The organism is Streptomyces sp. NPDC059874 (genome assembly GCF_042731135.1).
In the GTDB taxonomy this organism is placed as follows: domain Bacteria; phylum Actinomycetota; class Actinomycetes; order Streptomycetales; family Streptomycetaceae; genus Streptomyces.
Map to the genome: position 1 here is coordinate 8,581 of NZ_JBHWJY010000074.1, position 25,362 is coordinate 33,942.

The 25,362-nt window shown below is 67.7% G+C and carries 13 protein-coding genes and 1 pseudogene; 8 read left to right on the forward strand and 6 right to left on the reverse strand.

The features are described from left to right. Positions 1-144 precede the first annotated feature (144 nt). Both ACFV9H_RS31845 and ACFV9H_RS31850 read left to right on the forward strand, forming a co-directional pair. Complete coding sequence (locus ACFV9H_RS31845) at positions 145-999, forward strand: IS5 family transposase (RefSeq protein WP_385405074.1); 855 nt, start codon at positions 145-147, stop codon at positions 997-999. A 286-nt stretch (positions 1,000-1,285) separates the two neighbouring features. Then, the gene (locus ACFV9H_RS31850) at positions 1,286-2,455 is read left to right on the forward strand and encodes a DNA gyrase subunit B (protein WP_385405076.1); all 1,170 of its coding nucleotides are present in this window, start codon (positions 1,286-1,288) and stop codon (positions 2,453-2,455) included. Positions 2,456-2,938: 483 nt separating this feature from the next. Here ACFV9H_RS31850 and ACFV9H_RS31855 read toward each other — a convergent pair whose 3' ends face one another. Continuing rightward, complete coding sequence (locus tag ACFV9H_RS31855) at positions 2,939-7,132, reverse strand: ricin-type beta-trefoil lectin domain protein (RefSeq protein ID WP_385405079.1); 4,194 nt, start codon at positions 7,130-7,132, stop codon at positions 2,939-2,941. A gap of 785 nt (positions 7,133-7,917) precedes the next feature. Here ACFV9H_RS31855 and ACFV9H_RS31860 point away from each other — a divergent pair. The 3 genes from ACFV9H_RS31860 to ACFV9H_RS31870 all read left to right on the forward strand — a co-directional run bounded on the left by ACFV9H_RS31860 (position 7,918) and on the right by ACFV9H_RS31870 (position 15,417). After that, a complete protein-coding gene (locus ACFV9H_RS31860) occupies positions 7,918-13,920 on the forward strand; it encodes an RHS repeat-associated core domain-containing protein (protein WP_385405080.1) in 6,003 nt (2,000 codons plus the stop codon). A 173-nt stretch (positions 13,921-14,093) separates the two neighbouring features. After that, positions 14,094-14,567 (forward strand): hypothetical protein, encoded by a 474-nt coding sequence (locus tag ACFV9H_RS31865; RefSeq protein ID WP_385405083.1) that lies wholly within the window; start codon positions 14,094-14,096, stop codon positions 14,565-14,567. Between the two features lie 142 nt (positions 14,568-14,709). After that, a complete protein-coding gene (locus tag ACFV9H_RS31870; protein WP_385405085.1) occupies positions 14,710-15,417 on the forward strand; it encodes a hypothetical protein in 708 nt (235 codons plus the stop codon). Positions 15,418-16,537: 1,120 nt separating this feature from the next. On the opposite strand, the gene ACFV9H_RS31875 is transcribed toward ACFV9H_RS31870, so the two are convergent. Next, a complete protein-coding gene (locus tag ACFV9H_RS31875; protein WP_385405086.1) occupies positions 16,538-16,960 on the reverse strand; it encodes a hypothetical protein in 423 nt (140 codons plus the stop codon). Positions 16,961-17,633: 673 nt separating this feature from the next. Here ACFV9H_RS31875 and ACFV9H_RS31880 point away from each other — a divergent pair. After that, the gene (locus ACFV9H_RS31880; RefSeq protein WP_385405089.1) at positions 17,634-18,824 is read left to right on the forward strand and encodes an IS110 family transposase; all 1,191 of its coding nucleotides are present in this window, start codon (positions 17,634-17,636) and stop codon (positions 18,822-18,824) included. A 48-nt stretch (positions 18,825-18,872) separates the two neighbouring features. On the opposite strand, the gene ACFV9H_RS31885 is transcribed toward ACFV9H_RS31880, so the two are convergent. The 3 genes from ACFV9H_RS31885 to ACFV9H_RS31895 form a co-directional block, all read right to left on the reverse strand. Continuing rightward, positions 18,873-19,310 carry a VOC family protein gene (locus tag ACFV9H_RS31885; RefSeq protein WP_190094249.1) on the reverse strand — a complete coding sequence of 146 codons (438 nt, stop codon included), beginning with the start codon at positions 19,308-19,310 and terminating at the stop codon, positions 18,873-18,875. A 1,512-nt stretch (positions 19,311-20,822) separates the two neighbouring features. After that, the gene (locus ACFV9H_RS31890) at positions 20,823-21,833 is read right to left on the reverse strand and encodes a hypothetical protein (RefSeq protein ID WP_385405092.1); all 1,011 of its coding nucleotides are present in this window, start codon (positions 21,831-21,833) and stop codon (positions 20,823-20,825) included. A gap of 518 nt (positions 21,834-22,351) precedes the next feature. Next, positions 22,352-23,140, reverse strand: coding sequence for a hypothetical protein (locus tag ACFV9H_RS31895; protein WP_385405094.1), 789 nt, complete (start codon positions 23,138-23,140; stop codon positions 22,352-22,354). 523 nt (positions 23,141-23,663) lie between these two features. Here ACFV9H_RS31895 and ACFV9H_RS31900 point away from each other — a divergent pair. Beyond that, positions 23,664-24,102 (forward strand): annotated as a pseudogene (locus tag ACFV9H_RS31900) (nuclear transport factor 2 family protein). 181 nt (positions 24,103-24,283) lie between these two features. Here ACFV9H_RS31900 and ACFV9H_RS31905 read toward each other — a convergent pair. Continuing rightward, positions 24,284-24,763, reverse strand: coding sequence for a hypothetical protein (locus tag ACFV9H_RS31905; protein WP_385405096.1), 480 nt, complete (start codon positions 24,761-24,763; stop codon positions 24,284-24,286). A gap of 313 nt (positions 24,764-25,076) precedes the next feature. On the opposite strand from ACFV9H_RS31905, the gene ACFV9H_RS31910 reads away from it, so the two are divergent. Then, a complete protein-coding gene (locus ACFV9H_RS31910; RefSeq protein WP_385405098.1) occupies positions 25,077-25,328 on the forward strand; it encodes a hypothetical protein in 252 nt (83 codons plus the stop codon). The last annotated feature ends 34 nt before the right edge of the window (positions 25,329-25,362 follow it).

The window sequence follows — 25,362 nt, forward strand, 5'->3', positions numbered from 1 at the left end:
GGGGTGTTTTTTGCGTTCCATATTCTTTTCTTCTTATTTTTTCGCTCTCTGTGGGTGTTGTTACTGTTCTTACACATCTTTTTTGGGGGGGGGGGGGGGGGGCCGCGCCCCCCCCCCCCCCACCACTCGTGAAGGGAGCAGACCTTGGCCCGGCGCCGCTGCTACCCCTCGGACACCTACGACGACGAATGGGACCTGATCGAACCCCTGCTGCCTGTCCCGGCCTGCAAGACCCCTCGCGGCGGGCGGCCGGAGAAGCACCCGCGGCGCGAGATCGTGGACGCGATCCGCTACGTCGTTGACACCGGCTGCAAGTGGAGGGCCCTTCCCAAGGACTATCCGCCATGGCGGACCTGTTACAACGCGATGGCCCGCTGGGCTGCGGCCGGGGTGATCGGGCAGATCCGCGACCAGCTCCGCAAACGTGTCCGCCGGGACATGGGGCGTTCACCAGGAGCGGTCGCCACCATCATCGACTCGCAGTCCGTGAAGGCCGCCGAGACCGTCGGCAAGGACTCGCGCGGCTACGACGCCGCTAAAAAGATCAACGGCAGGAAGCGGCATCTCGTCGTGGACACGAAAGGCCTGCCGCTGTTCGTCATGGTCACCCCAGCCGACATGACCGACCGCGATGCGGCCAAGGAGGTCCTGTTCCGGCTGCGGCTCATGCACCCCGAGATCACGATCGTCTGGGCCGACTCCGCCTACGCCGGACAACTCGTGAGCTGGGCGAAGAAGTACCTGAACCTGACGGTGAAGACCGTCAGCCGACCGAAGAACGCCGTCGGGTTCGTCGTCTTGCCCCGCCGCTGGGTGGTCGAAAGGTCACTCGCCTGGGTTATGCACGCCCGCAGACACGCCCGCGACTACGAACGCCTAGTCCAACACTCCGAATCACTGATCACCTGGGCTGCGATCACCCTCATGACCAGACGCATCACCCGCCGCACGTCCCGCCGGACCGGCCAGCCCGCCTCACGCGAGGCCCACCGGGACTGACCGCGCACGCCAACCGCGCGTTCCGACTCGCGAACCCTCGCACGGAGCTTCACGGCTCGTCAGCCTCTCAAATTGGGGGCCTCGGGGTCGCCGGAAATTGGGTCTGGCGCGGTCTCCGCAGGCCCCCGGCTGGCCTCCGACAGTGGTGCGCGATCCTTGGGCCGACCTTCTCCAAGCAGGTGCTCACCCGCCCGTTCACGCCGTTGGGGAATAGGCTCTGACCTGGTGTTTTTCAGAGATCGGCCTAGGCTGGGGGCTCCGCTGGAGACGCCATTGGGGGGACTTGATGAGTGACAACGACAACCCGTACGACGCCAGCCTCATCGAGGTGCTGGAGGGGTTGGAAGCTGTTCGGAAGCGGCCTGGAATGTACGTCGGCTCGACCAGCCAGCGTGGCCTGCACCAGATTGTGTTCGATGTCGCCGAACGGGCGGTGAACGAAGTTCTGGCCGGCCGTGCCAGCGCCGTCGAGGTCACCCTCACGTCCGACGGCGGCGTACGTGTCGCCGACGACGGGCCCGGTGTCCCCGTCGAGGCAGCCGGAGACACCAGCGGTCCCGGCCTCGAAGCCCTGCTCACCCGCATGCACCCCGGGGTCGCAGAGCCGGGCGGCCGCCACGCTGTGGCCATGAGCCTCTTCGGCATCGGGCCCTGTGTCACCAACGCCTTGTCGAGCCGCCTGACAGCCGAGGTGCGGCGCGATGGAGTCCACTGGGTCCAGGAGTACGCACGGGGCGTCGCGCTCGCCCCGCCCACCAGCGCAGGACCGACGACCAGAAGCGGGACCACCATCGCCTTCTGGCCCGACACCGACATCTTCGAGACGACGGAGTGCTCGTTCGCGGTGCTGGCAGAGCGCTTCCGGGAACTGGCCTTCCTCAACCGGGATCTGGACATCGCGCTGACCGACGAACGCCCATCGGGCCGGTCCCGATCGGTGCGGTACCGGTTCCCGGGCGGGGCTCGGGACTTTGTCGCGTTCCTCGACGCGCAGGCAGGAGAGTCCGTTGACCAGGACGTCATCGGCTTCGAGCACGAAGACCCGCAGATCGCCGGAACGGTCGAGGTGGCCCTGCGGTGGCGTGACGCCCCCGGGGAGCGGCTCCAGGGCTACGCCAACAGCGAGCCCACACCCCACGGCGGCACGCACATGGCAGGATTCCGCGACGGGGCGGCGGCCTCGGTCAACGCGTATGTTCGGGAGCGGGGGCTCCTGGCGGAGGCAGCCCCCGACCTCAGCATCGACCAGATCGGCCACAGGCTGACGGCGGTCGTGTCGGTCAAGCTGGACAGGCCCGAGTTCTCGGGCTCCACGCGCGGCGTACTGGACGGCGCCGCAGTGCGCACCAGCGTCGCCGATGCCGTACGGGAACACCTCGGCACATGGCTGGAGAGGCACCCGGAGCAGGCCTCGGCCATCGTCGGCCGGATCATCCAGGGCGCCCGCCAAGACTAGACAGCCTCGGACCACCCCTGCCTGCGCTCCTGCCGGTTCCTGGGAGGAGCGCAGGCAGGGGTGGCTGGGGCGGAATGCGTCCAACAGCCAGCTACTCGGGTCCGCCGGCCTGTCGACAAGCGCACTACCCTGCGGGCCACCTGCAGTGCTCACCAAGGCCCGCGCTCCCTACGTCAGGCCGCACGGTTGAGGTTCGGGAACAGGTACTCAGGTCAGTGACGACTGCATGCATGGCGAAACCGGAGATGGTGAAGGTCATCTCCAGGAGGCGAGGGAGGGCCGGCTGCGGATGACTGGAGTGCGGTCGAACAAGGGTGGCGGGGCGGTTCGGAGAGCCGGCGGGCGCGCAGGGCGAAGTGATCGGATCGAGGCTGGCGGCTGGGGAGATGTCACAGCGCGCGCAAGGCTCCCACCCTGAGTAGACGTGGGCCCGCCACCTCCGGGGTTTCGGAGATGGCGGGCCCGTGGGTCAGGCGTTTGGGGTCAGCTGGCGGCTCCCAGGGGTGTGGCGAGGCCGGGGGCGTGCCAGCGTTGGTTGTTGCCGTAGTTGCAGTCCCACAGCTGGAGTTGTGTGCCGTTGTCGGTGCGGCCGAATGGCACGTCGAGGCAGCGGCCGGATACCGGGTTGTAGAAGCCGCTGGTGGCGGTGGGAAGCCACTGCTGGGCCCCCAAGCCGTTGCAGGTCCAGAGCTGGACCAGGGTGCCGTTATCGGTGCCGTTGCGTGTGGCATCCACGCACTTGCCCAGGATGCGGAGTTCACCGTTCTCACGGACGTCGAACAGCTGCGAGGCGCCTGGGTCGGCGTTGCAGTCCCAGATCTGGATGCGTGTGCCGTCGTCCGTGTGCCCGAAGTTGTCGTCAACGCACTTGGTGCTGCTTAGTGCCGAGATCAGGGTGGTGCTGGCTGCGGAGGGGACGGTGGAGTGGTTGTACACGGAGACGTTGCTGATCCTGCCTTCGAGGTAGGAGCGGACTTCTGGCTGGCCCTGGAGTTTGTAGCGGCCGAGGACCAGGGGGCCGGTGGCGTTCCACGTGTTGGCCTTGGCGTGGTGGCCGGTGCCGGCGAGGGTGCCGTTGACGTAGAGGGCGATCAGGCCGGTCCGGTCGTCGTACGTGGCAGTGAGCTGGGTCCATGCATTGAGCTGGACCTTGGCGGCGTCGTTCATGACGGCGGTCTGGTCGTAGTCCCAGTTATCGTCGTCCCGCTTGGACATTCCGAACCGCCAGGTGCCGTCCTTCTCGTGCCAGAGCATGAAGCCGCTGGCTCGCTGCCCGTCCTGGCTGAGCACGATACTGGTGGGTTTCGTGGACTTGACCCAGGCGGAGACGGTGAAGCTTCGGGTGGTGTCGACGGCAGGGCCAGCGGCGGTGACGGTTCCGGTGGTTCCGTCGAGGGCGACGACGTCGGTGGTGGTGCCCGCGACGGTGTCCTTAGCCCGGGTGGCGCCGCTGGCGCTGAGGGTGGCGTTGTTGAGCCGGCGCAAGTCGACGGCGGCGTTGCCGGTGGCCTCGTTCAGCTTCCAGTGGGCGGTGGAGATGCGGGCGTCGCCCATGGTGTGGCCGGCGCGGAATCCGGTGACCTTCCCGGAAGTGGCGACGCCGTCCCAGGTGCGCAGCCGGTGGAGATTGTCCAGGGCCCACAGGTCGGGGATGCCGTCGGCGCTGGTGTCGCCGGAGGTGCCGACGACGGGGTGGGTGGTCGCCTTGACGCCTGAGCCGATCTTGGTGCGCTTGGTGTGGTCGCCGAGGGCTGCCGGGTTTCCAGCGACGTTGGCGTACTGGTAGATGTCGCCGGTGGTGTTGTCGCGGGCCCAGAGGTCGGGAAGGCCGTCGCCGGTGGCGTCACCAGGGGCGATGAGGGTGAGGTTGTCCCAGCCTGAAGGGCTGAGGACGAGCACGAGAGGCTTTTCCAGCGTGCCGGTGCCCCCTGTGCCCTGGAAGAGCAGCAGCCGACTACCGTTGCTGTCGCTCTCCACGGTGAGCAAGTCATTGCGAGCATCACCCGCTACCGGCAGTGCGTCGCCCACGGCGAGGATCTGTTTGACGCCCGCCCAGTTTGACGCGTAGTCGAGAATTCCACAGGGGGCGCCTGTGGCAGCCACTGTGCAAGTAGATACAAGCGGACGTTTGACAGACACCGTCTTGGCCATCGTGAAGTAGAGGCCGCCGTTGGCCTCGAGACCACCCGCGTTCAGGGAGTTGCGGTACAGATTGAGTTGCCCGTCGCGGTAAGCCCATAGGTCGTCGATGCGGATGCCGTTGCCGCCACGGTGGGTGATGAGGGTGCCGTCGCCCCAGCTCTGCCCGCCGGGGCTGTTAGCTGCATCAGAAGCGATCACGCCGCCGGCTGCGGGGTCGATGGCGGTCGGGTAGACGATGAGGTCGCCGTTGTCGGCGGGTGCGATGAAGTCGACGCGTTCGTCGCCGGTGATGTCGCCGAGGGTGGTCTTGGCGTTCGGGTTGTCGGGGACGTAGAAGGTGTAGGTCTGCTGCTGTGAGCGGTTGCCGGCGCGGTCGACGGACTGGACGCGCAGGATGTTGGTGCCCCAGGTCGTCGGAGTCAGCGGGATCGCGGCGCTGCCGTCGGCCGCGGGGTCGACGCGGTTGGCGCCGCCGACGGGGATGTTCGAGTTGAAGGCCCACTCGTAGTAGAGGACGCCGCTGGTGGTGTCGGTGGACTTCATGGTGAAGGTGCCGGGCTGGCCGATGTGCTTGGTGGAGCCGGGCAGGGTGCCTGAGGGCGGGTACTCGGCGGAGGTGACGATCGGTACCGAGGGCGGCTGGGTGTCCATGGAGAAGGTGCAGCCGGTCACCCAGTTGGATGCCATGTCGCCGTCACCGCCCTGGATGCGCCAGTAGTACGTGTGGCCGTCCAGGAGGTTCTCGGGGTACGCGGCGGCGACGTGGGTGCCGGTGGCCTGGTCGCGCCATCCGCTGTCGTAGACGAGGGCGTCGCCGGCTGCGTCGTAGACGAGGAGGTGAGCGTCGTTGGGCTGGTTGTCCGGGTCGCCGATCCAGGCGCTGATGCTGAACCCGCCATAGCCGGTGGCACCGACCCAGCCGCAGCCGTTGCCGTTCGGGTTCTTCGGAGCGGGAACCATCGCGAGAGCCCACGGGTCGTACGGCGGCCGGTTGTACTCGATGTAGAGGAAGGGCAGGTTGTTCTTGTCGCGGGTGAACCGCTTGAAGGAGTTGTTGCTGCTGCTCTTGGATTCGTTGGAGCCGAAGAGGCCGTAGGTGAGGCTGCCGCGCCATTCGTTCGCGGCGAGGTGTGCGCGTACGTCCCACTCACCGCGCGTGGTGGAGTCGGGGCAGCCGGGGCCGCCCGCGCTGTTGAGGGAGGTGGTGCGCAGGATCTCCCAGTCGCGGGGCTGGGTGTTCCAGGTGATGTCGGAGAGCAGCGGTTCGGTGGAGTGCAGGTCCACGTTGTAGGTGTTGCTGCACGTGGCGTCGGCGGCGTCCGACTGGGTCGCGAAGAAGGATGCCTTCTTGATGCTCTTGTCGCGCAGGTCGCTGGTGTCGAGCTGGACGTAGTAGCGCTCCAGGCCCGTCCTGGTGCGCCAGCGCTGGTAGCCGACGCCCGGGTCGTAGGTGTCGCTGTAGTCGTCGTAGCTGACGGTGGTGGGGTAGCCCTCCTGGACCCAGGCCCAGTGCTGGGTGCCGCGGCTGGTGGGCTGCCAGGCCGGGTCGATGTAGACCGGGTAGGTGGTGGCGGGGTCGGCCATGAAGGCCTGGTCCGGGGTGAGGGCGAGGGAGTCCTTGCCCAGGTCGGTCTGGAGCCGGGTCACCTTGGCGGAGTCGCCCGGGCCCTCGCTGTCCGAGGCGGACTTGACCGGCTCGGCGTCCGTATCCTCGACTGTGGTCGCCGCCTCGGAGAACGCGGCGGCGTTCGGCGGCTTGGCGAGGGGCGCTTGGACGGGGGCGGTGGAGTCCCACATGGTCGGGGTCGGTGCTTGGAAGACCGTACGGCCGGAGGCGTCGGTGGCCTTCAGGTTGCCGTTGCCGTCGGCGGAGACGGTGACGCCCTGGCCCTTGAGGCCGGTGGTCAGCTTGGCGAGCTTCGGGTGTTTGGCTGCCTCGGCGGACTTGACGACGAGGATCTGCGAGATGCCGCCGCCCTCATCGGCCGTCACCTTGAGGTCCGTGCCCGGTACCACCTCGCGGTAGACGGCGCTGGCACCCTCAAGCACAGGTGCGGGAAGCGGCTCCGGCCAGCTCAGCACGAGCTGCTTGCCGTCCTGGTCCAGCCTGGCGAGCGGCGCGGTGCCGCCCCCGGACAGGGTCAGGCCGCTCACCGAGGCCTTCGGACTGAGCGTGCCGTCGGCCGCCTTGACGAGGGTGGCGTCCAGCTCGGCCCACTTGCCGTCACGCTTGGTACGCACGGGGGCGACGCTGCGGGTCAGGCCCAGGGTGCCGTTCGGGTTGGCCACCACCGTGTCGGTCTCGGTTGTCCCTGCCGGCACGGGCACGGGCTTCCCGGTGCGCTTGGCCTCCGCGAGCGCGGCGTCCTCCGCCCGCTCCCGCTCGGTCGTCGGCCGCTCCGGCGGTGTCTGAGCGGCCGGTGCCGTCGGCTTGTCGTCGACTGCCGCGGCGCTCGGCGCCGCGCCGACGGCCGTGACGGACAGGGCCAGAGCGACCAGCCCCGCCAGCGCGACCGGCCGACGGGCCGGTCGCATTCTTCGTAACATTCCCCCCACGGGAACTCCCCAGTGTGATCGTTTCCGACAACTGGGCGTGAACGCTAACAGTCCATCCGGGCGGGCGGCCCGTGATTGTGAATTCGGAACTCGGTATTCCTGGGAACTATTTCGCAGGATCGTGATAAATCGATCGACGCGATCCGGCCATCGCGTAAGCGAAGTGTCGGTTTTCAGGCAATCTTCGGAACCTTGCAGGTCGAGCCGAGATGTCTTGTCCGGATTGGTTCATGTATTGCGGACAGCCAACAGGCTAGGCTCTCAGGCCAATTGATCCACTCGGCGACCGTGGGGGGAATGCCGTGTCGGCACCAACGGCTGGACTTCGAGCGATGCGAAGAAACTCGAAGATCAAACAGCGCATCGCAGTTCCAGTGTTAGTGGCATTATCGCTGCTCATCGGATCGGGCACTGCCCAGGCCGTGGAGTGGAAACCCAAGGATCCGCGCCGGTGGTCGCCCGGCGCCCTGCCAAAGGCTGACGCGGTACGAGGCAAGAACGCTCCGAAGCCGGAGGCGCCGGCTCCGGTGGGTGACAGTGCCGCTGACTGGCACCCGAAGGATGTGTACTGGCCGCCCGCCGCCCAGTCCGAGGTAGATCTGGGTACCGTGGCGCCCGCGGCTCCAGGCGGTTCGTTGCTCATCGCACCCGCGCCGTCGGGCGTTCCGGCGGCTCCAGCCGCCGACCCAAGCCGCGCGGGCACTGCTCCCGTCTGGGTGAGGCCCGCGTCGACCAAGAACGCTCCCCGCTCAGGCAAGGCCGCCGTGCACATTACGGACAAGGCTGCCGCCGAGAAGGCCGGGGTCCAGGGCCTGCTGCTGGCGGTCCGCCCGGCCGGGGGAGCGGCTGCGGGCGGCCAGGTCAAGGTTTCGGTCGACGTCTCGCACATCCAGGGCGCCTTCGGCGGCGACTGGCTCTCCCGCGCCCGCCTGGTCACGCTGCCGGAGTGCGCGCTGACCACCCCCGAGCGTGCGGAGTGCCGTACGCAGACACCCGTCACCACCGTCAGGGACGGTGACCGGGCCGGGCTACTCAGCGCGGAGGTGACACTCAAGGGCGGTTCCACCGCAGAGGGCGCGCGCGTGAGCGCCGTTTCGGACGGGGCCACCGTCCTCGCTGCCTCTGCGGCCCCTGCCGGAAGCACGGGCGACTACAGGGCCACCAGCCTGGCCCCCTCCGGCACATGGAGCCACGGCGGTAGCACGGGCGGGTTCGCCTGGTCGTACCCGATCAACGTGCCCGACGGACTCGGCGGCAGCAAGCCCAGTGTCTCCCTCTCCTACAGCTCGCAGTCGATCGACGGCCGCACCGCCGCCACCAACAATCAGGCCTCCTGGATCGGTGAGGGCTGGGACTACTCGCCCGGCTTCGTCGAGCGACGCTTCAAGCCCTGCGCCAAGGACGGCCAGGCCGACTCGAGCGAGCAGTGCCTGGCCGGCGAAAACGCCACGGTGTCGCTGAACGGGAAGTCGTCCACCCTGGTCCGCGACGATACGTCAGGTGCCTGGCGACTGGAGGGCGACGACGCCTCGAAGGTCGAACGACTGACCAACGCCACCAACGGCGACAACGACGGTGAGTACTGGAAGATCACCACGACCGACGGCACCCAGTACTACTTCGGCGTCGGCCGCAAGCCCGGCAGCTCCACCGCTCCGGCCACCAAATCGGCCTGGACCACTCCCGTCTACGGCAACAACGCCGGCGAAGCCTGCCACAAGGCCACCTTCGAGGCCCCCTCGTGCCAGCAGGCCTGGCGCTGGAACCTCGACTTCATCGTCGACCCGCTCGGCGGCGTGATCACCCACTGGTACGACACCGAGACCAACTACTACAAGCGAGGCGTCTCGGCCGCCACCCCCGAAGGAACCCTCACCCCGTACATCCGGGGCGGCAACCTTTTCAAGATCACCTACGGCTCGAAGCTGGCCGACGCGGACGCCGTCAAGCCGACCGCCCAGGTGCTGTTCAAGGCCGACGAGCGCTGCCTCCCCGACGCCACCTTCGACTGTTCTCCCAACAAGTTGACCAAGGAGAACGCCGCCACCAAGTGGCCCGACGTCCCCTTCGACCAGAACTGCGCCTCCACCGGTACCTGTGAGAACTACTCCGCCACCTTCTGGACCAGGAAGCGCCTGACCAGCATCACCACGCAGGTCCTGAACATCGCCGGCGGCTACGACAACGTCGACTCCTACGCGCTCACGCACGAATTGAACAAGCCGTGGGACGGTACCGCCCCGTCCCTGTGGCTGGCCTCGCTGACCCGTACCGGGTACGACGGGGCGACCACGCTCCCCACCAAGCCGGTCATCTTCTACGGCAAGCTGCTGAACAACCGCGTCGATTCCAGCGTCGACAACCGGCCCGCGATGAATCGGTACCGCATCCGCGCGATCGTCTCCGAGACCGGCCAGGTCACTGACATCGGCTACGCGGACCCGGACTGCGCACCGGGAGCAGGTCTGCCATCGGCCCAGGATTCGAACAGCAAGCGCTGCTACCCCGTGTACTGGAACCCGGACTACAAGTCCCCGAACGACCCGACTCTGGACTGGTTCCACAAGTACGTCGTCAACCGCGTCACCCTGAGTGACCCCTTCGGCGGATCACGTCCCCAGGAGGTCCGCTACGAGTACGTCGGCGCCGCCGCCTGGCACCGCGACGACGAGGAACTGACCGAAGACAAGTACCGCAGCTGGAACCAGTTCCGCGGCTACGAACAGATCATCACCCGCTCCGGCACCGCCCCCGACGTGGTCTCCAAGTCCGCGACCTTCTACCTGCGCGGCATGGACGGCGACATCAAGGCCGACACCAGCAAACGCACCGCCACCTTCACCGGCATCACCGGGAACACCCTCAAGGACTCCAACCCGCTCGCGGGCTCGGTCCGCGAGACCCAGACCTTCGCCTCCGACGGCGGCGAACTCATCTCCGTATCCAAGACCGAGCCGTGGCTCTCCAAGGTCACCGCCACCCATAATCGCGGCACGAAGCTCCCAGCCCTCACCGCGCAGATGCAGAGCAACGGCGCCACCCAGACCAAGGCTCTCCGCGCCGACAAGACCTGGCAGTCCACCTCGAAGACCACCAAGTACGACGAGACCTACGGCATGCCCACGTGGACCCTGAACCGCGCGGACGGCCTCCCCGACACCTGCACCGTCCCCACCTACGCCCGCAACACCGCCTCCTGGATGCTCGACCGGGTCTCCGAAACCGTCGAGTTCCAGGGCAGCGACTGCGCCGCCACAAACGCCGCGACCGAAGCGAACACCCTCGGCCGAAACCGCACCTACTACGACGGCCAGCCCCACGGCACCCTGACCGGTCCTGGCCAGGTCACCAGCACGGAGGAACTGGACCGCTTCGAAGCCGGCCAGCCGAAGTACTCGCTCAACTCAGTATTGGCCTATGACCCTTACGGCCGCGTCACCAGCTCCACCGATGCGGCGGGCGCGAAGACCACGACGGCGTACGAGCCGGCCGGGCCGGCCCGCGCCACCACGATCAAGGTCACCAACGCCAAGAACTGGACGACCACCTCCACCGTCGACGCCCTGCGCGGTAGCCAGATCAAGACGGTGGACCAGAACGACCGTACGACCGAGGTGGCCTACGACGCGCTCGGTCGGATCACATCGGTCTGGCTGCCCGGCCGGGCGCGTGGCGAGAGCGCGAACACGGTGTACACGTACGACCTGACCAACGCCGGCACCAGCTCGGTCACCACCCAGACACTCCGGTCCAACGGGACGTACGCCACCTCCATCAGCATCCTCGACGCACTCGGGCGCCAGGTCCAGGCGCAATCGGTCCCGCAGAACCATGCGGCGAAGACTCGCCTGATCACAGACACCTTCTACGACAGCCTCGGCCGCGCCTTCAAAACCAACGCGACCTACTCCGACATCACCTCCGCCCCAGTGAAAACCCGGTTCATCGCCGACGAGAACACGGTCCCCAGGCAGACAGTCACCCTCTACGACGGTCTCAGCCGCGCGGTCGCGACAGTGTTCTCTTCCAAGGCGATCGAGCAGTGGCGCACCACCACCGCCTACCCCGGCGTCGACCGTACCGACACCACCCCGCCGACCGGCGAGACACCCACCAGCGTGATCACTGACGCACGTGGCCGCACGGTCGAGCGGCGCCAGTACAAGGGCACCAAGCCCGAAGGCGCCTACGACGCCACCAGCTACACATACGGCACCACCGGGAAGCTGACCCGGCTCACCGACCCCGCCTCCAATAGCTGGGCATACGACTACGACCTCCACGGCCGCCAGATCCGAGCCGTGGACCCCGACAAGGGAACGGCGGCGACCACGTTCGACGCCGCCGACCGTCCGGTCACGACCACGGACGCCCGCGGCATCACCACCGTCACCACCTACGACATCCTCGGCCGCCCCACCTCCCGCAACCTCGACACGGCTGACGGCCCCAAGGTGGCCACTTACGAGTACGACACCCTGCTCCTCGGCCAGGCCACCGCCTCCACCAGCTGGGTGGGCGGCAAGGCGTGGCGACAGGAAACGACTGGCTACGACGTCGGCTACAGGTCGACCGGGACCAAACTCACAGTCCCCGAAGGAGAAGGCGCCCTCAGCACCACATACTCCTCGTCCGTCACCTACGACCCCATCACAGGTCTGCCGGACACCACGGACGTGCCAGCGGCCGGTGGACTGCCCAAGGAAACGCTCTACATGGGCCGGAATGTCAACGGCCTGCCCGTCTCGTTGGGCAGCAGCACGGTCGACTACGTCAACTTCACCGACTACGACGAGTTCGGCACGGTACAGCGCACAACCCTGGGCGACGTTCCGAAGCAGGTGAGCTTCACGAACATCCACGACCGCGCCACAGGCCGCCTCCTGCGCACACAGCTGGACAAGCAGGACTCGACCACACCGGTCGACATCACCGACTACACCTACACGCCCGCCGGGGACGTCACCTCCGTCACGACCACGCAAGGCGCGGCACGCGACGGCCAGTGCTTCACCTACGACTACCTGCGCCGCCTGACCCAGGCCTGGACAGACACGGGCACCATCACGACCAAGCCCGGCCCGTCGGTCCCCGGCATCGGCAACTGCACCAACACCGAACCCCAGACCGGCAAGATCGGCGGACCGACCCCCTACAGCCAGTCCTTCACCTATGACGTGACAGGCAACCGCACCTCCTCCACCGACCACGACCCCACAGGCGACGCGGCCAAGACCACCACGACCACGAACACCTTCCCGGCCCCGGGCGCCACACGCCCGCACGCCCCAACCTCCACCACCAGGAAGACAGGCACCAGCCCGTCCGTCACCAGCGCCATCACCTACGACGAGACCGGCAACACCCGAACCCGCCCCGACGCCGCGGGCGCCACCCAAACCCTCACGTGGAACCCCGAGGGCAAACTCGCCTCGGTAACCTCCGCCGCCGGGACCTCCACGTACGTCTACGACGCGGCCGGCAACCGCCTGCTCCGCAAGGACCCGGGCAAGACCACCCTCTACCTCGGCGCCACCGAACTCACCCTCAACACCGCAACCAACACGGTGACCGGCACCCGCTACTACGCGGCCCCTGGCGGTCCGACGATCGTCCGCACCTCCGACGGCAAGCTCTCCTACATCGCGGCCGACCACCACAACACCGGCACCACCGCCATCGACGCCCTCACCCTCCAGGTCCAGCGCCGCGCCACCAAACCCTTCGGTGAGGAACGGATCACGCCACCGGGCAGCTGGCCGGGGGAACGAGGCTTCGTCGGAGGCACTGAGGACGAGGCCACCGGCCTTACTCATCTCGGTGCACGAGAATACGATCCGAACCTGGGTCGTTTCCTATCGGTAGACCCGCTGATGATGGTGGACGATCCTCGCCAGCACAACGGCTACCAGTACGGCAACAACAGCCCCCTCACTAACTCGGACCCGACCGGCAAGGCCATCGAAGAGTGCGCAAGTGGTATGTACACCTGCACCAACGCCGGCACGAAGCCGACCGGCTATGGCAACAACTACGGATCCATCGTCCAGGCTCAGAGGGGAACGCCTTCCCGAGGCTGGACCCGGGGCAAAACCGCATGCAGGCACGACCCTGACTGCAAGCGGAATCCGAGCCCGAAGCGCAGTGGTGGCTCCTCTACTGCACCGCACTATTGCGATGGCTGCCGGCCGCTGCTGCCAAAGCTGCCGAGCGGCGTCACCGTGCCCGATGGCGGGAAGGATGTCCTGTACTCGGCCACGGTAATGACCTCCCAGGACGCATGGACGGACTTCTCTACCGGAGCCAACGTCCGCACGGTGTCCGAAGACCAGGAAGTGACCTTCACGTATACCTACGCCGCCATGTACATGGCCATGGAGCAGTTCGCAGACAAATTCGGCTGGTCGGCTTCGGTGAAGGCAGGAATTGAGGCGGGTGTTCCCTTTGTGGCGGAGGGAATACTAGAGACCACGCTTGGTCTCAACGGTGACTACACCTGGACCAATTCCGACGCTAAAACGAATACGGCGACAGCGGCCGAGTCCAGCAAGATGAACCTGAAGAAGGGGGAGCTGTTCGGGTATGTACCGTCCGGCACCCTCAGGCAGTATCAGACGGTTTACACCCACGCGGGAGGCCGGACCACCACGAAGAGCTGGGGAACGTTCGATGTCCACACATGGCAGGGTCACAAGTTCACTAACCAGCCCCAGAATCAGATCAAGTTGGATGTGACAATATGCGGCCAAATGGGGACATGTAGATGATGGCGACTTGGGTCAGGGCGAGCTTGTTCCTGATTGCAGCGTCGGCCCCGCTGCTGGCTGGCTGCGGCACACATGAGCAGGGTGTGGCTGCGCCCCCAGGGCGGATCGCCTTGGCGCCCACTGCCACCCCCTCGGGTGGAATACCCGAACTGGCCCGGCTGGAGTCGGCTCTCGTGAGCCAGGCCAACGCGTCCGGTTCCGCGCCCACGAGTGGCGGGCTGAGCCTGGCTAGGCAGCTCGGGAGCTCCGCCTCCTATATCTGGGAGACCGGTGAAGGGAAGGTCTGCTTCGCCCAGGGCGTCGTCTCAGGTGGTGTACATGAAATCGCGTGCGTAGCTGCCGCCCAGGCGACGCCCGAGGAGCCGGGCTCACGGTTGGACACTTTCTTCGGCCCCGGTATGGGATTTTCGGAGTCGTACATCGTGTTCGTCGCCGATCCCGGAGCCAAGGTGACGTCCATCAAGTACGAAGGGAAGGAGGTCCCCTGGGCTTTCGTCAGGAGGCTGAGCTCTCAAGGGACTGGGAGGGACATCTACTATGCGGCGCTCCCAGATGGTCATACAGGCTGGATCGACGTGACGCTGCAGCACTCCGACGGGCAGACGATGCCGGATCGCCTGCCGGTCACCATGGGTGGCGGCTCCTAGCGGCTCAGTCGCGGGCACGGACGGCGGGGGCGCTCGTGCGGCGCCCCCGTCCTTCGGGCCGGCGCCCCCGTCCTTCGGGCCGGCGCGCAGATCGGGATCGTCTCTCCAAACCCTGATAACAATGTCATCGAGGACATTCGACGTGACTGCTTGGAAGCCCCAGTTCTACTCGCAGATCGCGTCGAACAGGATCGCGCTCGTGGTGAGGAGCCCCCTGACGCGGTGCCTCGTCCGCCTAGCATCGGTTCCTCTTGTGTCGGGGCTGATTCTGGGCTGCAACAGCAAGGGTTCAGTAGGTTCGACACCTGCGGCACCGTCCCGGAGTGTCCCCGGCTCGGCTGACAGACCTGCTCCGGTCGGCCAGACGGCGGACCCGAAGATCCGGGTGAAGGTGAGCATTCTCACCAAGGCCGCAACTGTCGGTGAGGCGCCTACCGATGCGGGGGTCTCCGAAGTTGCAGGCAGCCAGGCGTCCCTGACCTTCTTCTGGGAAACCCCCAAGGGGCGTGTTTGCCTGGCACAGGCAGCCATCTCCGGTGGCTACGAGGGGCGCAGATGCGGCGACGCTGCGGGAGCTGTACCGCAATCCGGCGGCTCGGTCTCGGTGGTGTTCGGGCCTGGAGCGGCTGACGAGCGATGGATGGTTGTCCTCCTTGTGCAGCATGCCCACCAGGTCACGTCCGTCCAGTCCAAGGGGACAGCGGTGGAGTGGAAATTCGTCAGGACGCTCGCACCTGGGTCGACGGGGCGGGATGTCTACTACGTTCTGTTGCCCGCACCTACAGGTGATCTCGATGTGGTGCTCGACGCCGGTGGCCAGCAGAAGGCGGAACGGCTTCACTTCGAGTAGCAGCCTGCGAGGTTAGGGCGAAGGGCGGGGGGAGCCTTCGGGCTTCCCCCGCCCTTCACGTATTACGACCGCAATCCCGTCTGTGTCTGGGTGCGCACGCTGGTTTTGCTGCGCACCAACGGCGCGCCCAGGATCGGTTTGTTGAGCCGCTTGGAGATTGGGGTGTGCAGGTCGGCCCGCACTTCAGGCGTCGCCAGTGAGGCCAGGAGTGCGTACCCACAGGACGGCCAACCCGGCCGGTACGGTTGCTGCTCTTCCGCCAGCCCCGGCGGAGCGGAAGACGGCGAGGACGCCCTGCCGTACAGATCTGGCCGCGACCTGGAGGGCGATGTTGTGCAAGCGGTCACCGTCAGCCTCGGCGTGCGACCGGAGGAGGCCCTTCAGATGTTCAGCGCTGGCTGCCAGCCACTCGACGGGAGGGCGGATTCTGCTCAGCTGGGGCCTTCTGGCGTCTGCACTAAGGCGCGGCGACGGTGTATGGATGAGTCATCTTGGGTGGCCACCCTGACCTGCGACGATGTCGTGGGCGTTCCCGAATCCCGCGAGGGGCGTTCCTGAGAGGAGCTGAGGAAAGCGTCTGACCTGCGGTTTCGCAATTATCCGCAAGGCCTGGCAAAGGCCCGGCCGAGCACCCACGCACCCGCACCGCGGCGCCCGGCGCGGCCTGCACCCGGGCCCGGGGCGGGAGCCGCGGATATGGCCGAGCTGTGCCGCGCGGCCCAGGGCGTGACCAGCCCCGCCATCACCGCCCTGTGCCACCAGATGTCCCGTCTCACTGAACCTTGACCGATCTCACTGAACTTTGACCGGTCGCGCTACTGGTCGGCGCACCGTCGGCCTCCTGGGCAGCCAAGGTTCGTTGAGACACCGGTCAAGGTTCAGCGAAACGGGACACTGGCCGACCTCGCCGCTGGCGGCACTGCGGCACGGAGTCGTCCCGGGAGGAGCGCTGGGTGTGAGCGCTGCGGTAGACCGGCTGCCGGTCTACCGCACAGCGGCGTGACCCCAACCGGCCACCGGTCTTGCGCTCAGGCCGCATGACGGCGGCCAGCGGCCGGGTGCCGGTACTTCGGGGGCGTCGCCGGTCTCACTGACGGTGGCCTCGCCGCTCATGCCAGGGTCAGGGCGCACCTTTCAGGCGGGTCAGGGTGAAGATCAGGGACTCGACGTGTTCGGGGGAGCCCTTGCTCCCGTCCTCGAAGTCCTCGAACTCCAGGACCACGGCATCCTTGTCCCTGCGTGCCTTCACCTTCTTGCCGAGGCTGGACGACCAGCCGCCGTTCATGGAGTACTCCCGGGAAAGGGCCTCCTTGGCGGGCTCGGGAACCGACGGGATGAGGTACGGGTTCTTCAGCGCCTTCTCACTGTCGACGCCGTCCATGATGATCGTGAGGCGAGAGGGGTCGTACTCCCACCGGCCCGATAGGCCCAACCGGGTCTCCGACCACCTCCCGTCGCCGGTGATGGTCAGCACCCCTTCGATCTCCGTGTTGGTCGTGAACCTCCAGGACCCCTTGGCGAACGCGGTGATCGCCTTCTCCACCGGGCTCCCGCACCCTGACACGGCGGAAGCAGCGATCCCAGCCAGCAGGTACCGCAGCGCTGCACGACGGCCCACTAAACCCACCAGATCACGCCTGTTCATACATCCCTCCCCATCCGGAGCCCCCGCCGCAGACGCCCCGCTCATCCGATACCCAGAGCGGCAAGACTGCGCCACCGTGCTACCGGTGACAAGCACCGAACATGCCAACCCATCCGCCAGCCAACACCACCCCGGGCACAGGGCAGAGCGTGGACAACCCCCAGCACGCCCATGCCGTACCGCCCGCCGGCCCGGCGAGCGCGGTCCAGCCCCGAACGCGTCCCGGACCCTGTGGGCATGTCGGGCCCACTGCAGCCGCTTGAAACCGCACCCACCCCGACGTCCCGGCCCCACGGTGCCGGGCCGCGCGCCCGGTCAAAGTTCAGTGAGATCAGTCAAGGTTCCCTACGTTGTCCTGCGGGAGGCGGTGAGCCCTTCCTATGGTTCACCCACCCAGGGGTGCCGGGTGTGGCTTTCAATCTTCTGCCGCTTGTGGCTTCCATCGATTGGCCGCCCGGCGCCCCACGACGACTCGGCTGCCAATTAGGAATTGCGAATGATCGCCAAGTAGGGAATCGACAGCGAGGTCGTCCGTGGGAGGCACCAGCACCACACCGCACGGAGGCACCACATGGCCGCGATCTGGGCCGGCATCGACGCAGGCAAAGCCCACCATCACTGCGTCGCGATCGACGAGAGCGGCCGCCGGCTGCTGTCTCGACGCGTCGCCAACGACGAACCCGAACTCCTCGAACTCCTCGCCGACGTCCAGGCCCTGGGGGACGAAGTGACCTGGGGCATCGACCTGGCCGACGGCGGAGCCGCCCTGGCCATCACGGTCCTCCTCAACCACGACCAGCCGCTCCACTACATCTCCGGCCGGGCCATTCACCGCGCCTCCGAGAGCTACCGCGGCGAGGGCAAGACCGACGCCAAGGACGCCGCCGTCATCGCGGACCAGGTCCGCGTCCGCCGGGACCTGCACCCCCTACGCACCGGCGACGAGACCGTCACCGACCTCAAGCTCCTCACCGGCCGCCGCATGGACCTGGTCGCCGACCGCACCCGCACCGTCAACCGCCTCCGTGCCCAACTCACCGGCATCTTCCCCGGCCTGGAGCGGGCCCTGGACCTCACCAACACCGGCCCGCTCACCTTGATCACCGGCTATCAGACCCCTGCGGCCGTCCGCCGGATCGGCGTCAAGCGGCTGGAGACCTGGCTGCGCAACCGCCACGTCGTCCGCCCCGACCGGCTCGCCGAAACCGCTGTCCAGGCCGCCGAACGGCAACACACGAGCCTGCCCGGCGAGAAGCTGGCCGCCACGTTGGTGCACACCCTGGCGAAGGAGGTGATGAGCCTCAACCAGCAGGTCGCCGAGCTCGACAAGGCCATCGAGGCCCGGTTTCGTGACCACCGCACCTTCGAGGTGATCACCAGCATGCCCGGCCTGGGCATCATCCTCGGCGCCGAGTTCCTCGCAGCCACTGGCGGTGACATGACTCTCTTCGGCACCGCCGACCGCCTCGCTGGCTTCGGCGGCGTCGCCCCGGTGCCCCGCGATTCCGGGAAGCTGAGCGGGAACCTGCGCCGCCCGCAGCGATACAACCGCCGCCTCCAACGCGTTTTCTACACCTCGGCGTTGTTCAGCATCCGCCACTGCGAGGAATCCCGGCGCTTCTACGATCGCAAACGTGCCGAAGGCAAGCGCCATACCCAGGCCGTCCTGGCTCTCGCTCGCCGTCGAGTCAACGTCCTCTGGGCCCTCCTGCGAGACGGACGGCGCTACGAGCCAGCTCCGCCGGCAAGGGCTGCCGCATAGGAAGGGACGCGACACGCTGCGCGCGGCCAGGTGGTCTGACCGATCCCGTCAGACCAGGCAAAACTCGTTACCTTCCGGGTCTGCCATCACCACGTGATCCGGCCTTCCCTGCAACTCGTCCTCGCGGACCACGGTCGCGCCCGCAGCGGTCAACCGCTCCACCGCCTCGACCACGCGCGGCCAGCGCACCTCCCACGGGGTTTCACGGCCGCCACCAACTCGCACGTCGATATGCAGCCGGTTCTTCGCCACCTTCGGCTCCGGCACCTTCAGGAAGGACAAGGTGGGGCCCACTCCGTCCGGATCTGAGAGGTACGCCCCGTCATCCCACTCGTCCTCCGGAACCTCATGATGTGAGAACCACTCCTCCCAGCTCCCGAACCCTGCGGGCGCGGGCTTCTCCTCGTAGCCCAACGCCAGCGCCCAGAACGCGGCCAGCTTCCCCGGGTACGCGCAGTCGATCGTCAAGCTCCACTCGGTCCCCATGAGCCCTCCCCAGTCGGATGAACGGACTGTACCGCGCACCTCCGACACCTCCTGCCCGCTGCCTCAAGCGTGCGCCGCGGCTTGACGAACGGCATTAGGAATCAGTGAGACGGGACACCAGACATATGTGACCGAGCGCGATAGTTGGCCCCCACGGACAACTGCGATGCACAGAATCCGAGCAAGCATGCGGGCGATGTGCTCAAGGGTCGACGCCGGCCGCTCGCTCAGGGCTGTGGGGCCCAGGGTCGTCGCTGTACGGGTCGGGCTCATCCGGGCGGAGCGTTACATACGCACAGGTCAGAGGTGTGTCAGGCTTGTGCCCTTAGTCTTCCGTAGCCCGCGGAACATGCGCGGCGGCGAGGCGGGGGTCGGTGACGGAAGGATCCCGGTGGTCAGCTGCAGTCCCACCAGTGAGCGAAGGGGCGATCCGGGCAGACGCGACACTCGAAGATGTACACCGAGCCCACACCGCCTAGATCAAGGCCCGTGGGGTCTACGGGGACTGCTCGGCCGCCGTCCTCGTCCCGGTCCTCCAGAGGCAGCCAGATGCGCCACGAGGCTCCGTCACACTCCCAGCTCGCCACCGTGAGCAGGTGGTCCATGCGGCGGCCACACCCTTCGCAGTCCACCCAACCCTCCCCTGTGAACCAGGACGGATAGCCGCCGAGCTTGATGCCCGGTGCTTCAGCGAAGTCGGAGAAGGACAACAGCGGGAGCGCCGCATGGGGCGGGATCGCTTCCCTCAGCCGCCGGAGTCGTCCCGCCACTCGCCGGCCAGGTCCTCGGGCAGATCCCAGCTGGGGTATTCCGTCACCCGCTCCGGGTGGACCACGCACGGCGCCGGAACATGCCGACGGGCCGCAGCCGGATCCGTTGGCGGCGCCGGGAGCGCGGTCCGTACCGTAGCGGAGTCACGCCAGAACACCAGGGGCCACGGCGACCGGGGAAACTCATGGGTGAACGGGCACCAGAGCACCTGCAAGACGTCCGTCCCGTCCGGGAAAGGCACCACACCGGGGGGCAGGTCCGAGCGAAAGGCCTGGACGACCGGCACCATTGGCACCTGGGAGCTGCTCGGCAGGCCGTCGCTGAAGTTGTGATGTATTTGAGTGCAGACCGGCCAGGCCTCGTCTGTCGGCCACAACAACGGCCCGCCCACGGAGCTCTCGGTGGTCGATGGCGCACCCCTCCTGGGGTGCATACGCACCGTGTCCCGCGCCCACGCGGCGAGCCCTGGAACCAACCTGACCACGTCGACGGGACGTGGCGGCGTCCGCCGTCTTGCCACGCCTCCACAGGGGACCGAGTCCATCAGATGATCATTCATGGGCGGAACCCTAGCTACACAGAGGGCGGGCGCCATAGTTGACCGGACATGCCAACTACGGCGCTCAGTCACAACTGTGACCGTGCGCGTTAGTTGGCTCCGACGGACAACTGTGATGCACAGAACGCGGGCAGGTGCGCGGGCGATGTGGTCGAGGGCCGGCCGCTCGTCGCTGCGGGCAGTCAGGCCCAGGGGTCGTCGGACGGTTCGGGCTCGTCGGGGTGGAGCATGCGGCGGACGCAGCGCAGGAGCCCCGGCTCACCGCAACCGGCGGCGGCCATCCAGGGCAGGACGTCCATGGCGCGGGCGCGTTCTTCGGTGGCCAAGGCGTCGACAGTGGTGTGCAGGGCGTCGAGAGCGGGTTCGTCGGTGAGGCAGAGCCAGCCGATCGCGGCGGCAACGCGGACTTCGGGGGCCTGTGCCCGGTCTTGCCACAGCTCGCGGATCCACGCGGTGGCCGGCTGGTGCGGGTGGGCACGTGTGGTCTCAGCGGTGGCGAGAACCAAGGCGGCCCGGACCAGGGGGTCCTGCTCCTTTGCGAACCGGGTGGCGAAGGCGCTTCGGACCGTATGCCCGGAGTCGGCCGCGGTGGCGAGAGCGTACGAGGCGTCGATGCGCATGGCCGGGTCGGAGTCGTCGAGTAGAGGCAGGAGCACGGGGGCTCCGGCAGTGATCGCGGCTCGGGCGGCGGCCACCGCCCAGCCCGCCGGGTAGCCGGTCACCTCGACGCCGTAATCGTCGTAGTCGTCGTGCTGGGGGCCGGAGCGGTGAAGGAGGAGTTCATCGCGGGAGGCGACACCGAAGTAACGGGCGCGGGCCGGGGTGGCGAGACCGCCGAGGGCGTCGGCGCGGTTTCGATGGTGGGGGTCGGTGGCGAACCGGATCAGGAACGGAACAGCGAGAGCGGCGGCGGCCCGGCTGTCGTCGGCGCACATGCCGATCAGGACACCTATCGAGTTACGTGCCGACCCGTCTCCGGTGCGCAGCAGGCGAACGGCCTCCCGGGCGTTCTCCCCGTGAGGGAAGTTCCCCCAGGGAAGGTCGTCGAGGACGGCTCCGTCGAAGGTCCCGGGCCGGATGGTCGCCACGACAGTCCGGATGTCGAACGGGCCTCCCGCGAACGAGGCCAGCTCCGCCCCGTCCGCCAGCGCCCGACACATCACGAACGTCGGATCGGTCCGCCAGTCCCCCACACCACACCATCCCACCGTCAATCCACAGAGGTTCGATCATGCGCGATTCGGACGACGTGAAACCACCTGGCAGTGAGGGCGCTGCACGCCGCAGACGATCGCGAACCCAGAAACCCCCCGCTCAGCGTGTGCCGCTTACGCGCGGGCCATATATCGCGCACAGCCGCCAACTAGCGCGCTCAAGCGCCAACTATCGCGCACAGTCACACCGCCTGTGACTGAGCGCGGTACCTGGCCTCGACGGCCAACTGGGATGCTCAATTTTGCAGCAGGTGCATGACAGGCAGCGGTGTCGCAGCCTCACCCCGTTGGTTCCGCGCGAGGGCGAGACCCCTGCACGACCGCTCGGACTGCCCGCCGAGCGGGAGGACGAGATCCACGCGGCGACTGCCGCGAGTTCGTGTCCACAATGCTGCATGGGGTGGACTGGTCCATGGGGCGGCAAGCCTGCGCGCTCGCAGGGCGGCCGCCCTGCTCAGTTCGGTAGGGCGGTTCGGCGGAGTGGATGCCTGGCGGCTTCAGGTGTGCTGGTCGGATGCGTTCCTGAAATCGAGCGTGGTCCTGGCTGCCTCGGACAGCTCTCCGACTCCATTCAGCGCGAACGTGCCGAGGGTGTTCGCGTCGCTCCAGGCACAGATGGACATGGCGGGGTTGTTCTCGTAGTGCCCGCAGGCCAGACGGCCGCCGAGCGGGCCGGCAGGGTACTCCGCGGAGTCGCTGCTCATGGCTCCGGCGAAGAAGTTCCGGAACTCCTGCGTGATCGAGTCCCTGCGCTTCTCCGCGGCCAGCTTCTGCGACCACTGGGTGGTGTCGATGTGGAGGATGCCGTCGGCGCGGCCGTCATCGTCCCGGTCGTAGTACCAGGTACGGCCACGGGGAAGGCGTGCGGCCTCCGCCTCACGGTAGGAGGCCGTCTCCTCCTCTGTCATCAGCCGGTAGCCGTCCAGGGCCGCGGGCGGCGTGATCGCACGCGGGGCGGTCGGGGCCGCGTCGGCTTCCACCGGGCCGCTTGCGGCCGCGGCGGTCTCCGCCGCGCGCGGCTCCGGCCCGTACCGGAGTACGGCACTCACCACCGCACCCGCCCCGAGCAGGCCCAGGATGATCAGAACCGTACGACGCCGGCGCACTCGCGGCGCCACGGTGTTCCCGTCGGCGGCCGCGCCGGAAGGCAGGGCGCTGACCCGCCGCCATGACGCGGTGGCGAACCAGAGCACGAGCATCAGCACGGCGGCGCCGAGGAGGAAGCCCAGGGCCCTCCCGCTTACGTACGCCTCGGAGGTGGTGTCGATGGACAGATAGATCATCACCGGCGCATCGTACGTGCGTCCGAAACTCGCACGGCGGCCGGTCCGGGCCGAGCGGTAGGTACCGAACCGGCACCGCGGGCAGATCTCCACGACGAGCCGGCACCGCGTCGCTCTTCTATCAGGCGTCCCTGTGCCGCGCCATCACGCCCTCGCAGCAGCATCACGGGGAAAGTCCCTGATCAACCAGCTCCACCCTCTACCCTGCGGGCCAACCATCCCGTCCCAGGAACGTAAGGCCAACTATCCCGCTCAGTCACAACCGCCCACAGGCGGTCTGCGCCCGCCACCTAGGCGCAGAAATCGAACATATGATTGAGTCGGGGGTTCCGCCGCATCCAGGAGCGCACCATGACCTCCCCCGCCCCGATCCCCGCCGGGCCGCCCCGGCCGCAGCCCGTGACCTGGGCGCCGAGCCAGACCGGACCGTGTGCAAAGTGGCCTGTTGACTGCACCTTCTGTGGCTCGTGGGACACATCGATGGGAACCCCCGCCGGGATCCGATCGCAGCCGCGAAGAGAGCGTTATGTCCGTCAAGTACCCTGCCACTACCGCGAGCTCCGTCGCCGAGGCCATCCGGGGCGTCGTGCAGAATTTCCCTGCCGCCCGGGTGACAGGGGACACCGGGCGGCTCGTCGCGCTCTTCGCGGACGAGGTTGCCTGGCTGCTCGCTGAGAACCCCGCTGTCCTACGGATCGGCCTGCGGTCCACCGCTGCCGAATGCGCCGCCCGGTTCTCGGAGCTGCTGGAGCACACCGTGCCCGAGGGCTCGCGCCACCGTCGACACCTTTCTCGTCGACGGCGCCGACGCCGTCCTGATGGGGCGCCTGTCGGGGACCGTACGCGCGACGGGGAAGTCCTTCGAGGGGCCGTTCGCTCTGCACCTTGCCGTCGAGGGCGCCCGGATCGCCCGGCACCACCTCTACGAGAACAGCCTGTCGATCGCCGAGGCCTGTACCCCGTGAGGGGTGAGGCCGGAGGTGGCCCACCGACCGGCCGAGCTCTGTCATGGCGGTGTTGTACTCGCGGGCGGCTCTACGCGCCGGATGACACTCGTGACCTGCCACTGGAGGCCCACGGCGAGGCCCCTCCCCGCCGCCATCGGCGTCGCTATGAAGCCGTGCTTGATGCCCACCTCGAGCATTCCTAGTCCTCGGCGATGACCTCGACGATGCCCTCGACGGTGTTGAAGCTGTCGCTGATGCCGGTGTCGAGGCTGTCGCTAAAGTCAGGGGCGGCTGCAGAAGACTCGTTTTCGTCGCCGGCCGCCACGCTGCCGCCGCCATCGAAGGGGGTGTCGGTGTTGAAGCTGTCGATGACGCTGGCGTCGGTGTTGAAGCTGTCACTGAAGTCAGGGGCGGCTGCAGAAGACCCGATTTCGTCGCCGCCGTTCATGTCCTGGATGCTGCTGGTGTCAGTGTTGAAGCCGGCGCCGTCGCCGTGCCCCCCGATGTCGCCGTGACCGCCATCGGCGACGAGGTTCACGACCGGTGAGGCCGCCATCGCGGCGGACGCCGGAAGGGCGACAGCCCCGGAGACCAAAGCAGCCAAGGCGCAAATGATCGCGAGTCGGAAGCCCCGCCGCTTGAGCCGGGCCTCGCTGTGAGTATGAACGATGCGGATCACGGATTTTCTCTTTCTAAGGTGTCGGGGGCTTGCTGACAATCCCCGGAAATTCTGGGTGACAGTCGGCGGATCGATTTTGGCCGGGGGTGCGCGTTATCGGGATTTCCGGCGGTTCGGTGAGAGGGGAGATTCCTCGCCCTACCGTGCTGCCTTGTCGCTACAAGTAGGCCTGACCGGCAAAGCGTGGTCATGTTCCGAGTGCTCGGGACTTGACAAATCCGGAGAAATCGGATTCACGCCTTCCTGGCCGCGGGGACCGACCCGGCGGTGCGACAGATCCTGCTGGTCGACGCGCCGACCGTGCTGGGCTGGGATGGGTGGCGGGCCCTGGACGAGGAGGCCTCCGGCAGGGCAGCTCACGGGGGCCCTGGCGGCGCTCGCCGCAGCCGGGATCATCGCCGATCAGCCGGTGAAGCCCCTGGCCCGGCTGCTCTCGGGGGCGATGAACGAGGCCGCGCTCTGGATCGCGCGAGGCGGCGACCTACAGGCCGCGGAGCAGGCGCTCGACCGGCTCCTGGACGGCCCGTCGGGCCGCCTCCCCGCAGGGCTCCGCACCCCGGCCTAACCTCTCGCCCAGACACTCAGCGACCTTCGAGCTG